Origin of the sequence: Methylobacillus flagellatus KT (genome assembly GCF_000013705.1) — a bacterium.
In the GTDB taxonomy this organism is placed as follows: domain Bacteria; phylum Pseudomonadota; class Gammaproteobacteria; order Burkholderiales; family Methylophilaceae; genus Methylobacillus; species Methylobacillus flagellatus.
The window spans coordinates 350,116-363,642 of sequence record NC_007947.1 but is presented as its reverse complement, the minus strand read 5'-3'; the positions used below and the strand labels follow the sequence as shown (position 1 = coordinate 363,642).

The 13,527-nt window shown below is 58.7% G+C and carries 13 protein-coding genes; all 13 read left to right on the top strand.

All coding sequences use genetic code 11. The features are described 5' to 3' along the window. The first annotated feature begins 113 nt into the window (after positions 1 to 113). Positions 114 to 881, top strand: a complete 768-nt coding sequence (locus MFLA_RS01835; protein WP_011478725.1) for a competence/damage-inducible protein A — start codon at positions 114 to 116, stop codon at positions 879 to 881. A 3-nt stretch (positions 882 to 884) separates the two neighbouring features. Further along, positions 885 to 1,139 carry a YkgJ family cysteine cluster protein gene (locus MFLA_RS14255; RefSeq protein WP_011478724.1) on the top strand — a complete coding sequence of 85 codons (255 nt, stop codon included), beginning with the start codon at positions 885 to 887 and terminating at the stop codon, positions 1,137 to 1,139. A gap of 67 nt (positions 1,140 to 1,206) precedes the next feature. Beyond that, the gene (locus MFLA_RS01825) at positions 1,207 to 1,785 is read left to right on the top strand and encodes a TetR/AcrR family transcriptional regulator (RefSeq protein ID WP_011478723.1); all 579 of its coding nucleotides are present in this window, start codon (positions 1,207 to 1,209) and stop codon (positions 1,783 to 1,785) included. 1 nt (position 1,786) lies between these two features. Further along, on the top strand, positions 1,787 to 2,464 hold the full coding sequence (locus tag MFLA_RS01820; RefSeq protein ID WP_011478722.1) for a DJ-1/PfpI family protein: 678 nt from the start codon (positions 1,787 to 1,789) through the stop codon (positions 2,462 to 2,464). A gap of 85 nt (positions 2,465 to 2,549) precedes the next feature. Further along, positions 2,550 to 3,314, top strand: coding sequence for a DUF72 domain-containing protein (locus tag MFLA_RS01815; RefSeq protein WP_195742044.1), 765 nt, complete (start codon positions 2,550 to 2,552; stop codon positions 3,312 to 3,314). A gap of 178 nt (positions 3,315 to 3,492) precedes the next feature. Beyond that, on the top strand, positions 3,493 to 5,442 hold the full coding sequence (locus tag MFLA_RS01810) for a methyl-accepting chemotaxis protein (RefSeq protein WP_011478720.1): 1,950 nt from the start codon (positions 3,493 to 3,495) through the stop codon (positions 5,440 to 5,442). A gap of 204 nt (positions 5,443 to 5,646) precedes the next feature. Further along, complete coding sequence (gene dusB / locus MFLA_RS01805) at positions 5,647 to 6,678, top strand: tRNA dihydrouridine synthase DusB (RefSeq protein ID WP_011478719.1); 1,032 nt, start codon at positions 5,647 to 5,649, stop codon at positions 6,676 to 6,678. Then, entirely contained in the window at positions 6,678 to 6,914 is a 237-nt protein-coding gene (locus tag MFLA_RS01800; RefSeq protein WP_011478718.1) for a Fis family transcriptional regulator, read from the top strand. The genes dusB and MFLA_RS01800 overlap by 1 nt, the downstream gene beginning before the upstream one ends. Positions 6,915 to 6,939: 25 nt before the next feature. Then, positions 6,940 to 8,526, top strand: a complete 1,587-nt coding sequence (gene purH / locus MFLA_RS01795) for a bifunctional phosphoribosylaminoimidazolecarboxamide formyltransferase/IMP cyclohydrolase (RefSeq protein WP_011478717.1) — start codon at positions 6,940 to 6,942, stop codon at positions 8,524 to 8,526. 179 nt (positions 8,527 to 8,705) lie between these two features. Beyond that, positions 8,706 to 9,974 (top strand): phosphoribosylamine--glycine ligase, encoded by a 1,269-nt coding sequence (purD, locus tag MFLA_RS01790; RefSeq protein ID WP_011478716.1) that lies wholly within the window; start codon positions 8,706 to 8,708, stop codon positions 9,972 to 9,974. Between the two features lie 8 nt (positions 9,975 to 9,982). Further along, complete coding sequence (locus MFLA_RS01785) at positions 9,983 to 10,525, top strand: L-threonylcarbamoyladenylate synthase (RefSeq protein ID WP_011478715.1); 543 nt, start codon at positions 9,983 to 9,985, stop codon at positions 10,523 to 10,525. A gap of 33 nt (positions 10,526 to 10,558) precedes the next feature. Then, a complete protein-coding gene (gene hemF, locus MFLA_RS01780) occupies positions 10,559 to 11,467 on the top strand; it encodes an oxygen-dependent coproporphyrinogen oxidase (protein ID WP_011478714.1) in 909 nt (302 codons plus the stop codon). Between the two features lie 89 nt (positions 11,468 to 11,556). After that, positions 11,557 to 12,963: an APC family permease gene (locus MFLA_RS01775; RefSeq protein WP_011478713.1), complete on the top strand. Its 1,407-nt coding sequence runs from the start codon at positions 11,557 to 11,559 to the stop codon at positions 12,961 to 12,963. Positions 12,964 to 13,527: the final 564 nt, after the last annotated feature.

Below are 13,527 nucleotides of genomic sequence, written 5' to 3'. Positions count from 1 at the left end.
GAAATATAGTATCTATCAATCACACGGGTCATTGTACCCATTCAACGGCAAAAACTTGCATCATATGCAGCATCTGCGGCAAATTTAGGGCCTGCTACCTTATCATTATCCACATGATGACCAACACCATGCCAGCCCGCTTCGGCGCCATCATCATCGGCGACGAAATCCTTTCGGGAAAACGCCAGGATGCTCACCTGAACAAGGTCATCTCGGTGCTGGGTGCAAGAGGGCTCGCCTTGTCATGGGCGGAATACCTTGGCGACGACCGTGCACAGATCACGGCAACATTGCAACGCACCATGGCCAGCAGCGACATCGTCCTCTGCTTCGGCGGCATCGGCGCCACTCCGGACGACCAGACGCGCCAGGCCGCAGCGGAAGCAGCGAACCTGCCGATCGTACGCCACTCGGGTGCGGTCGCCGAAATCGAGGCGCGCTACGGCAAGGACGCCTATCCCAAGCGCGTATTGATGGCGGATTTCCCCCGTGATGCTGCCTTGATTCCCAACCCAGTGAACCGCGTGCCCGGTTTTTCGCTAGGTCGGCACTATTTCATGCCCGGCTTCCCGGAAATGGCCTGGCCGATGACGGAGTGGATACTGGACACGCATTACGCCCACCTGTTCCACCTGCACCAGGCTGTCGAGTCCTCGATCCTGGTGTTCGATACTGGGGAAAGCCAATTGCTGGATCTAATGGAAAAGATCACGCGGCAATATCCCAGCATCAAGCTGTTCAGCCTGCCGCGCCTGGACGAACGCCGCACCATTGAACTTGGCATCAAGGGTGACACTACCGCAGTCGCAAACGCCATGCAGCAAATCCAGGCAGCCCTCGCCGAAGCAGGCCATCCCTGGCAACCGGTCATAGAAGGCTAGATCATGGACTGCCGCCCATCCTGCGGGGCATGCTGCATTGCCCCCTCGATCAGCAGTCCTATTCCCGGCATGCCGGAAGGCAAGCCAGCCGGCCAGCGCTGCGTGCAGCTCGACGCGATGAACCGCTGCATGATATTCGGCAAGCCGGAGCGGCCGACAGTCTGTCGCTCCTTGCGGCCCGACATCGAAATGTGCGGCAATGACAACCGCCATGCCATTGCCTGGCTCACACAACTGGAGCAACTCACCTCGCCATAAGCGCATAGATTGACAGTCTATCGCCAGCAGGCCTCTAATAGAACGATCATTCTACTGGAGTGCTCTGATGACCCTCCCTGCTCGGGAAAGGCTGCTGGAGGCGGCTTGCAAGCTGTTCTACAGAAATGGGGTGCATGCCACATCGGTGGAAGACATCCAGGATGAGGCCATGGTCGCCCGGCAAAGTCTGTACCTGCACTTCCAGTCCAAGGATGGGCTGGTCGCGGAATTCCTCAAGCTCCGCGACCAGCGTTGGCTCCATAGCCTGCAAGCCTTCGTGGATGCACAGGCGCAAAGCCCACGACAATCCCTGCTCGCCTTGTTCGATTTCCTGCAATCCTGGTTCGAGGAACCCGGCTTCCACGGCTGCGCCTTCATCAACATCTCGGCCGAATTTTCCGATCCCGACCACAATTTCCGCCTGATCGCTGCGCAACACAAACAGCGGCTGGCCGACTATATCCTCACGCTCTGCATTGCCGCCCGATTGCCGCAGCCTTCAACTCAGACGCGCTATTTCGCCTTGTTGATGGAAGGCGCCATCGCCACCGAACTCGTCACGCCAGGCAGCCAGGCCGCGATCCAGGCCCGCCAGCTGGCCACCATGTTGCTGCAGGCCGTTTCCCCCACTGATAGGAGAACCTAACATGTCACTACCAACCAAAACCAACACGAAAACTGCCGGGTTCCGCCTTGGCATCTATGTATTCAAGGACGCGGAAATCATCGATTATGCCGCCCCGCACGGCGTGTTCTCCGTGGCGCGCCGCCTCGACCCAGAGCTCGACGCCTTCCTGATCGCCGATAGCCTGCGCCCGGTGCAGACCCAGGCCGGGTTCACTGTACTGCCCAACTACAGCTTTGCCGACAATCCCGCCATGGATGCCCTCCTGATCCCTGGGGGCTTCGGCACCCGGCAGGAAATGCACAACAAGCGCCTGCACGACTATATCCGTTCGCTGCCCGAGCAGACACTGCTGACCAGTGTCTGCACGGGTTCCTGGATTTACGGCAAGATGGGATTGCTGGATGGCATTCCCGCCACCAGCCGCAAGGAGCCTGACCGTATCGAGCAGTCCAACGCCGGCATGGTCCCCATAGATCGACTGGCGGCACTTGCCCCGCAATGCAGGATCAGCCGCGCCCGCGTGGTGGACAGCGGCCGGATCGTGACCGGCGGCGGCATAGCCGCAGGTATGGAGGTTGGGCTGCATTTGCTGCGCCGGGCCGGCTATGATGAAAACTTCATCGCGGAAGTCGCCCGCATCATGGAATACCACCAGGCCTATGCAGGATACAGGGAAGATATCGAGTATGCGGGCTGAATATTGAATCCAGATATCAGTGCTTGCCGGCAATGTCCCCGTGCAATGCCCAAGACAGCACCCCTCAGCCATGCATGAGCACTTCATGACACCGCCCCCCTTATCTGTCACAGGCAAACCTGCGATCCGCATAGGCTGTGCTGGCTGGGGAATCCCGCCGCAACATGCCGCATTATTCCCGCCCGGCGGCGGCCACCTCGAGCGCTATGCGCGGCTGTTCGACACCGTCGAGATCGACTCGTCCTTCTACCGCCCGCACCAACACAAGACCTATGTGCGCTGGGCGGATACGGTGCCGGACAGCTTTCGCTTCTGGGTCAAGACGCCCCGGGAAATCACCCATCAGCGCCGGCTGCTCGAGTGCGAAGATAGCCTGCTGCGCTTTCTGGAGGAAATCTCCGGGCTAGGCTACAAGCTGGGCGGCATCCTGGTCCAGCTGCCGCCCAGCCTGGCGCTGGACGTGCCTTCCGCACAGGCGTTTTTCACATTGCTGCGCCAGCATTACGCCGGCGTGGCAGCCTGCGAACCGCGCCATGCAAGCTGGTTTTCAATGCAGGGGGAAAAGCTATTGCAGGATTTCAGGCTGGCACGCGTGGCAGCTGACCCAGCCAAGTTTCCTACTGCCGGAACGCCAGGCGGCGACACTGGCTTCAGCTATTACCGGCTGCATGGCGCGCCGGAAATCTATTACTCGTCCTACCCCGAAGCATATTTGAGGCAGCTTGCGCATACGCTGCAAGCATCGATCGGGCCGGCTTGGTGCATCTTCGACAATACAGCGCGCGGCGGCGCCACCGCCAATGCATGGGACATCATGCGCCTCTTAGACAAGACTATGCACCAAGATTGATCATTGCGCATACCGATTCTCACTCTTGGTGCATAGGCGCATAGCGCCGTCGCATGCGTCACCCGGGCTGCAGTGCCTTTCAGCAATAACCGGCATTCGGGAGCACCTCCGGTCGGCCAGCTCAGGGGAACACTATTTGCTTAAGGCTCACACCGTATTTTTTTAAGCCTTTAACCACATGTTTGCTCTTCACCATCTCACCTTGCGCAGCAAGGTCCTGCTGATCGTCATCGCCATGATCCTCGCAGGCTTCGGCCTCACCATCGCAGTACTGACTTACAAAGCATCGCACTTGCAGCAGGCATCGGCGCTCGAGTATGCCCGCGCATTGTCGAAGCAATACGCCAACGAAACCAAGGCCGAGATAGACAGCGCTTTCGATGCCGCCCGCACCCTGGCGCAATCCCTCGAAGGGCTTCGCCACGACGGGCTGGCAAGCCGCCAGCTTGCCGACAGCATGCTAAAGCGGGTGCTGGAAGGCAATCCGGGCTTTGTCGGTGTATGGACCATCTGGGAACCCAATGCATTCGACGGGCGCGATAAGGAATTCGTCAACCAGCCTGGCACCGATGCCACAGGCCGCTACCTGCCCTACTGGAATCGCAGTAGCGGTCAGGTGGCAGTGGAAGCGCTAGCCGACTATACCGTCCCCGGCGCGGGCAACTACTATCTTCTGGCCCGGGACAGTGGTGAGGAGACATTACTTGAGCCTTACGAATACGAGATCGGCGGCAAGAAAATATTGATTACCAGCATGGTGGTGCCAATCCGTTACAAGAGCGCGGTTGTCGGCGTTGCCGGTGTAGATATGTTGCTCTCGGCGTTCCAGCAACGCATTGCCAACATCAAGCCGTTTTCCACCGGGTATGCCAGCCTGGTTTCCAACCAGGGCAGTTACATTGGCGACCGCGAGGCGGGCAATGTCGGCAAACCCCTGCCCGCCGGCGGCGCCTGGGACAAGATCAGGCAGGCAGTCACTTCCGGGCAGCCCTATCAGGACAGCGCCTGGGACGGGGCGTCGAATGCCACGGTCTTGAGGATCTACCATCCGATCGAGATTGCCCAAAGCAAGACGCCGTGGTCTTTCGCCGTCGCCATCCCGGAGGATAAGATCCTCGAGGGCGTGTACAACCTGCGCAATACGGCCATCGTCATCGGCTTGCTGAGCGTCGTCGTGGTTTCGCTGGCCCTGGGCTACCTGATAGACCGCATGGTGATCCGCCCGATCGGCGGCGAACCCGGCGATGCCGCCAACCTGGCCAGCCATATTGCCAGCGGCGACCTGACCTCCCGGGTCACTCTCAAGCCGGGCGACAACTTCAGTATGCTGCACGCAATGAAGGTCATGCAGGAAAAACTGCGCGATATGGTGAGCGATATCCGCACCAGTAGCGAGTACGTTTCCAACGCGTCTTCAGAGATCGCACTCGGTAACACCGACCTGTCACAGAGGACAGAAAACCAGGCAGCATCGCTGGAGGAAACCGCCGCCAGCATAGAAGAGCTCACCTCCACCGTGGGCCAGAACGCTGACAACGCGAGAATGGCCAACGAACTCGCCGCCACGGCCTGCAATACCGCCGAGCACGCCAGCAACAGCGTGACCGGGGCCGTGAACACGATGCAGCAGATATCGGACGAGTCACGCAAGATGTCGGAGATTACCAATGTGATCGAGGGTATTGCCTTCCAGACCAATATCCTGGCGCTCAACGCCGCAGTGGAGGCTGCCAACGCCGGCGAGCAGGGCCGCGGCTTTGCCGTAGTAACGCAGGAGGTGCGTCATCTGGCACAGCGCAGCGCCAGTGCCGCCAAGGAAATCAAGCAACTGATCGACGGGGCGATCGCCAAGATCGGGCAAGGCTCGGAACAGGTCTCTGATGCTGGCCATGCCATAGAGGAAGTCGTCACTGCGATACAGCGCGTCTCCGGCATCATGCGCGAGATCGCCCATGCCTCGGAGGAACAGCACAGTGGTATCCAGCAGATCAACATTGCCATCGCCACGATGGACGAAGCGACACAACAAAACGCCGCCTTGGTAGAGCAGGCGATGGCTGCCGCCCATTCGCTGGATGAGCAGGCCCAGCAATTGAGCAGGGCGGTTGCCTTGTTCCGGCTAAGCTGAAGGTGACGCCATGCATCCGGGACATACAAATCCGTATATAAAATTATCCATGGGGTTACGCGGACAACTTAAAGTAAAACATTGCCTAACCCTACCCGCACACGCTGTTTCCGCTCCCGGGCTCTCGCAATATGTGCTTTGTTCCGTCAGCGTTTGCATATAAAATAGGCAGCTTTTCCATGTCATTGATACGGTTATAGTCAGGTGCAGATCGGTCCTTATAAGCTGAAGAACAATCTGGTGGTCGCCCCGATGGCAGGCGTAACCGACCGGCCTTTCCGCGTGCTGTGCAAGAAAATGGGCGCAGGCTTGGCCGTCAGCGAGATGGTAACCTCCAACTCACTCCTATATGGCAGTGCCAAGACCTTACGCCGCGCCAATCACGAAGGCGAGGTTGACCCGATTTCTGTGCAGATCGCGGGCGCCGACCCGAAGATGATGGCGGAAGCCGCCAAGCACAACGTGGACAACGGCGCCCAAATCATCGACATCAACATGGGCTGTCCCGCCAAGAAGATCTGCAACGTCATGGCCGGGTCCGCACTCCTCAAGGATGAGCCACTGGTCGCACAAATCCTCAAGGCCGTGGTCAATGCCGTAGAGGTTCCCGTCACCCTCAAGATCCGTACCGGCTGGGACAAACACAACCGCAATGCCGTCGCCGTCGCCAGGATGGCGGAAGACATCGGAGTACAGGCGCTCGCTATCCATGGCCGCACGCGCGCATGCCTCTACACTGGCGATGCGGAATATGACACCATTGCCGCCGTGAAGCAGGCCATCAGGATTCCCTTGATCGCCAATGGCGATATCACCACGCCCGAAAAGGCCAAGTTCGTGCTCGACTACACCAAGGCCGACGCCGTGATGATCGGTCGTGCCGCGCAAGGCCGTCCCTGGATATTCCGCGAGACCGAACACTTCCTCAATACCGGCGAGCACCTACCTGCGCCGGAAGTCGAGGAAATCCACCAGGTCATGCTTGAGCATATCCACGACCTTTACCATTTCTACGGCGAACTCACCGGCATGCGCGTCGCGCGCAAGCATATTTCCTGGTACACCAAGGGCCTGGTGGGATCAGCCAACTTCCGCCACCACATGAACCAATTGCAGAGCATTGAAGAGCAACTGCAATCCATCAATGATTTCTTCGGCGAGCTCAAGCAACGCAATGCGCGCCTGCAATACGAGGCAGAGTCCGTCGCCACTGACGATGAGGCCATGGCAGCATAATGGCTAGCCAGCAGGATCTCGCCAGTTGCGTGCGCGCGGCCTTGGATGAATACTTCAAGGACCTCGACGGACAGCCTCCCCATGCGGTGTATGACATGGTACTGCAATGCATGGAAAAACCACTGCTGGAATACGTACTGAACCGCGCAGGCGGCAACCAGAGCAAGGCGGCCGAGATTCTCGGCCTCAACCGCAATACCCTGCGCAAGAAGCTCCAGCAATACAATCTTCAATAACCTTCATCGACAAAAGCTTTTCATTATGGCTGTGATCAAACGTGCGCTTATCAGTGTCTCTGATAAAACCGGTATTCTCGAATTTGCCAAGGCCCTTGCCGAATTCGGTGTGGAGATACTCTCTACCGGCGGTACAGCAAAGCTGTTCCGCGACAACGGCATTCCCGTCACGGAGGTCAGTGACTACACCGGCTTCCCGGAAATGCTGGACGGACGCGTCAAGACGCTGCACCCGAAAATCCACGGTGGCCTGCTTGGTCGCCGCGACCTGCCGGAACATGTCACCGCCATGCAAGCTGCCGGCATCCCGGATATCGACATGATCGTGGTCAACCTCTACCCGTTCGAAGCGACTGTCGCCCGTCCTGACGCCACACTGGAAGATGCGATCGAGAATATCGACATCGGCGGGCCCGCCATGGTACGTTCCGCTGCCAAGAACTGGCAGGATGTTGCGGTATTGACCGATGCCTCCCAATACGAGGAAGTACTGGCCGAGATGCGCAGCACTGGTGGCGCTACCAGCAAGGCGACGCGCTTTGCCTTGTCTGTTGCCGCGTTCAACCGCATCAGCAATTATGACGGCGCCATCAGCGACTACCTTTCCTCCTTTAATGCAGACGGCACACGCAACGAGTTCCCCGGCCAGATCAATGGCCGCCTGGTCAAGGTGCAGGATCTGCGCTATGGCGAGAACCCGCATCAGCAGGCAGCGTTCTACCGCGACCTGTATCCTGCGCCCGGCTCGCTCGTGACTGCCCAACAATTGCAGGGCAAGGAGCTTTCCTATAACAATATTGCCGATGCCGACGCGGCATGGGAATGCGTCAAGAGCTTCGACAGCACGGCCTGCGTCATCGTCAAGCACGCCAATCCTTGTGGCGTGGCACTGGGCGCCACACCGCTCGAGGCCTACCAGAAAGCGTTCCAGACCGATCCGACCTCCGCGTTCGGCGGCATCATTGCCTTCAACCACACCCTGGATGGCGCAGCAGCAGAGGCCGTTTCCAAGCAGTTCGTCGAAGTGTTGATTGCACCGGACTACACCGAGGAAGCCCTGGCAGTATTCAAGGCCAAGGCCAATGTACGCGTGCTCAAGATCGCCTTGCCGGTAGGCGGCGACAGCCCATGGAGCCGAGGCCGCAACTCCCATGACACCAAGCGCGTCGGTTCCGGCGTACTGATTCAGACCGCAGATAACCATGAAATCAGCGCGGCCGACATCAAGGTCGTCACCAAGAAGCAACCGACGCCGGAACAGCTGGAAGATCTGCTGTTTGCCTGGCGTGTCGCCAAATACGTAAAATCCAACGCCATCGTCTTCTGCGGCAACGGCATGACATTGGGTGTGGGCGCTGGCCAGATGAGCCGCGTCGATAGCACCAGAATTGCCGCGATCAAGGCGCAGAACGCCGGCCTGAGCTTGCAAGGCTCCGCTGTGGCGTCCGATGCGTTCTTTCCGTTCCGCGACGGCGTGGATGTCCTGGCGGAAGCTGGTGCCAGCTGCGTGATCCAGCCAGGCGGCAGCATCCGCGACGACGAAGTGATTGCGGCGGCGGATGAACATGGGTTAGTCATGATATTCACCAATATCCGCCACTTCCGCCATTGATCGTCACTGGCACAACGCCGCTGGCTGCGTTGCACCTCCTTGCCGTACTCGTTTGTACTGTCTCGTCGGTGCGCCTTGCCAGCAACACTGTGCCAATGACTCTGCTGGTTGAAGCCACATAAAACCAGGAAACGTTAAAATATCAGCGTGTTTGGCTAATTGATAATCAAAGGGTAAAGATGAAAATTTTGGTAATCGGCGGCGGCGGACGTGAGCACGCACTGGCATGGAAGCTTGCGCAGAGCGAACGCATCAGCCGTGTATTTGTGGCGCCAGGCAATGCAGGCACCGCGCTTGATCCTGATATGGTCAATGTGCCCATCACCAAAGTCCCTGAACTGGTCGAGTTTGCGCAGCAAGAGCAGATCGGCCTGACTGTCGTCGGCCCGGAAGCGCCGTTGTCGCAAGGTGTGGTGGATGCATTCCGTGCTGCGGGCCTGAAGATTTTCGGCCCGACCCAGGCAGCAGCCCAGCTCGAAAGCTCCAAGGATTTCGCCAAGGCGTTCATGATCCGCCACAATATCCCTACGGCCGCTTACGCGACATTCACCGATGCCGCTGCCGCGCATGACTATGTCAAGCAGCAAGGTGCGCCTATCGTGATCAAGGCCGACGGCCTGGCCGCCGGCAAAGGCGTAGTGGTCGCCATGAATGAGGACGAAGCACATGCCGCGATTGACGCCATGCTTGCCGACAACAAACTCGGCGCGGCCGGCGCGCGCGTGGTGATCGAGGAGTTCCTCACCGGCGAGGAAGCCAGCTTCATCGTCATGGTTGACGGCAAGCACATCCTGCCGCTCGCCACCAGCCAGGACCACAAGCGCCTGTTGGATGGTGACCAAGGCCCGAATACCGGCGGCATGGGTGCCTACTCCCCTGCTCCCGTGGTCACGCCGGACATTCATGCCAAGGTCATGCGCGAGATCATTGATCCTACCGTGGCAGGCATGGCCAAAGACGGCATTCCCTATACCGGCTTCCTGTATGCCGGCCTCATGATCAGCGAAGACGGCAGCGTCAAGACGCTGGAATTCAATTGCCGCATGGGCGATCCGGAAACCCAGCCCATCATGCTGCGCCTCAAGAGCGATCTGGTGGACCTGCTGGAGCATGCCGTCGATGGCACATTAAACGAAACCCAGGCAGACTGGGATCGCCGTTGCGCACTGGGCGTGGTGCTGGCATCCGCTAACTATCCCGATACCCCGCGCCTGGGCGATGAGATCACCGGCCTGCCGAAAGACCTGGTTGATGCTTATGTATTCCATGCCGGCAGCGCCATCAAGGACGACAAGGTCGTGACCAGCGGTGGCCGCGTGCTGTGCGTGGCGGCGCTGGGAGAAACCGTGAAGTATGCCCAATCCCAAGCCTATAAGGTTGCGGAGGGGATCAAGTTTGATGGCATGCAGTTCCGCACCGACATCGGCTACCGCGCCGTCAAATCCTGACAAGACGCATGAGAGCACGCGCACTACAGCATTTCCTGCGTAGCGGCGGTGTCATTGCCTATCCAACCGAGTCCTGCTTCGGACTCGGTTGCGACCCCACCAATCACCGGGCGCTCAAGCGTTTGCTGCGCATCAAGGGTCGCCCTCAGCGCAAGGGCTTGATTGTGATTGCCCAGCATTTCTCTCAATTGCAAAAGCTGATTGCCCCTGTCACGCCAGAGCAAAAACAGCGCATGTTCACCCGCTGGCCCGGACCGCATACCTGGCTCGTACCTGCGTCACGGCGATGCCCGGCACTGTTGCGCGGCAGGCACACCTCCCTGGCAGTACGCGTTACAGCCAATCCACTCGCAGCGAATCTCTGCCGCCACGCCGGCATGGCGCTGGTATCCACCAGCGCCAACCATAATGGCCGGGTTCCGGCCAAGACTGCTCGCGAATGCCATCGCCTGTTCGGCGGCCGCGTCAAGGTGCTGCCCGGCAGAACCGGCGGCGCGAGCAAACCTTCGACCATACAGGACCTCATCACTGGCGCGATTGTACGCCCGTGACATATTGAAATTCCGTGACACCTGGAGAGCTTCATGAACCCAACTGCAATCTTCGACTACCTTCAAGGCCTGCAAACCCGCATCGTGGAAGCCATCGAGCTGGTGGATGGCAAACGTTTCCTGCACGATAGCTGGCAGCGCGCAGAAGGCGGTGGCGGGACATCCTGCATGCTGGAAGAAGGCAATGTGTTCGAACGGGCCGGGATCGGCTTCTCCCATGTCATTGGCAACAAGCTCCCGCCGTCTGCGAGTGTCGCCCACCCCGAGGCGGCAGGTCGCAGCTGGCAGGCCATGGGCGTCTCGCTGGTGTTCCACCCGCGTAACCCCTATGTGCCGACCGTGCATATGAACGTGCGCTTCTTCGTGGCGGAAAAACCCGGCGAGGAACCGATCTGGTGGTTCGGCGGCGGTATGGACCTGACACCCTACTACGGTTTTGAAGAGGATGCGGTGCATTTCCATCGCACCTGTCGCGATGCGGTGGCGCCGTTCGGCGAGCAGTACTATCCTCGCTTCAAGAAAGAGTGCGACGATTACTTCTACCTCAAGCACCGCAAGGAAGCGCGCGGCATTGGCGGCATTTTTTTTGATGATTTCAACGAACTGGGCTTCGAGCAGAGTTTCGCGTTCCAGCGCAGCGTGGGCGATGCCTTCATCAATGCCTACCTGCCCATTGTGCAGCGACGTAAGGATATCCCATACAGCGAACGCGAACGCGACTTCCAGGCCTACCGCCGTGGTCGCTATGTGGAGTTCAACCTGATCTATGACCGCGGCACCATTTTCGGGCTGCAGTCCAATGGCCGTACCGAATCCATCCTGCTGTCCATGCCGCCCATCGTCAAATGGCGCTACGACTGGAAGCCGGAAGCGGGCTCACCCGAAGCCAGGCTCTATAGCGACTTCATTACCGGACGCGACTGGCTCACGGAACACAAATAAATCAACCACCCCGGCATGCCCGAGCCGGGGAGATTTAAAGCTCAGGCATAATTCGTGCATACTAGAAAAACAAAAAAACGGGAGTTCCTATGTTGGCACAGCTGTTCCGCACGAAACCGGTTGAAATAGGTCACCACAGCGGCCTGAAGAAATGCCTGTCGGCATTCGACCTTGCCCTGCTCGGAATAGGCTGCGCCATTGGCACTGGCATCTTCGTGCTTACCGGTATTGCAGCCGCCGTATATTCTGGCCCGGCCGTAGTGATTTCCTTCGTCATTGCCGGGTTTGCCGCCGCCTTTGCCGGGTTTGCCTATGCAGAGCTCGCCTCCTCCGTGGGCGGCTCCGGCAGCGCCTATGGTTACAGTTATGTCGCTTTCGGTGAATTCATTGCTTGGGTCATTGCATGGATACTGCTGCTGGAATATGGCGTAGGTGCCGCCGCGGTGGCCAACGGCTGGTCCGGCTATTTCATCAATACCCTGGCCAATTTCGGCATTGCCATCCCGGAAGCCTGGACCAAGGCACCAAGCCAGGGCGGCATCATCAATCTGCCCGCCTTCGGCATTATCTGGCTGCTGGTATTCATCTTGATCAGCGGCGTCAAGCAAAGCTCCACCGTCAACAACATCATGGTGGCGATCAAGCTCAGCACCATCGCCATTTTCCTCGCCATCGCCGTCGGCCATATCAATAGCGACAACTGGCACCCCTTCATGCCGTTCGGCTGGTTCTCCAGCCAGGCGGATGGCAGCAATATCGGCATCCTGGCGGGCGCTTCCCTGGTCTTTTTCGCCTATTTCGGCTTTGATGCCGTCTCCACCGCTGCCGACGAAGCACGCAACCCGCAACGCGACCTGCCCATAGGACTGATTGCCTCTGTCACATTCTGCACCCTCATCTATATCCTGGTCTCGGGCGTACTGACTGGCGTGGTGCACTATTCCGACCTCAATGTCTCCTCACCCGTTGCCTACGCACTGAGCAAGCTTGGATACAGCTGGTCGTCCAGTTTGGTCGCGACCGGCGTGTTGGCAGGCTTGATCACGGTACTACTGGTATTACTGTACGGCCTCACCCGCATCCTCTACGCCATGAGCCGCGACGGACTGATTCCCGCAGCCTTCTCCAAGGTCAACCCGGACCGCCAGTCCCCAACCCGCGTGATCCTGTTCTGCGGCAGTATCATCTCCATCGTCGCCGGCTTCTTCCCGCTCGGCACCCTGGCCGAGACCGTCAACATCGGGACCCTCGCCAGCTTCGTCATGGTATGCGTCGGCGTCATTGTCCTGCGCAAACGCCAGCCCGACTTGCACCGACCATTCAAGAATCCAGGCGGCCCCATCATTCCCCTCCTGGGCATCATCTCCTGCAGCGCCCTCATGGCATTCCTGCCCGGCGAAACCTGGCACCGCTTCCTGATATGGGTGGGCATCGGCATCATCATGTATTTCGCCTACTCCATGCATCACAGCAAGCTCAGGCAACGCAACAGTTAGGCACTCCCCCAAAGGCGAGCGTAAGCGCGATGCCAAGTGTTGGCTTTCCCTCCCGTCTGGCTGCGCCGAATAGCGCAGCTTTTAATGGAACAGCACTGACGTCTGTTTGAGCGTAGCGAGTTTAGCCAGCCCCATTAAAAGCGAACAACGCAGGTTGCCCTGAACGTGGTGTAGGGACACGGACAATCGGGGAGCCTTTTGGCTCCGCCGAAACTTCGTTTTCTTTCACATCTTTCTTTTGGCGAAACAAAAGAAATAATAGGTTTGCCTGACGGGGCGAAACCCATCCTCGCGCAATCACACTATGGATGAAGTCTAAAAATCGTGGAGCTTGATGGGGTTGAAAATTAGAACTTAGATAGTGAGTTAAGCAACCATGGTCTTGACCACTATCGCAGGTGATTGACCCGTTGTCTTTCGCTTGTCAGCGAGTCCCTTTATTTTGCTTCGCCAAAATAAAGGAACCAAACAAAAGGCGACCCCGGCGTCTACGCCGGGAGCAAGCTCCCTTCCCCTGCGTTGCTCAATCTGTCTGGGAGCTTGCGGAACTCGCTTCGCTCAGAC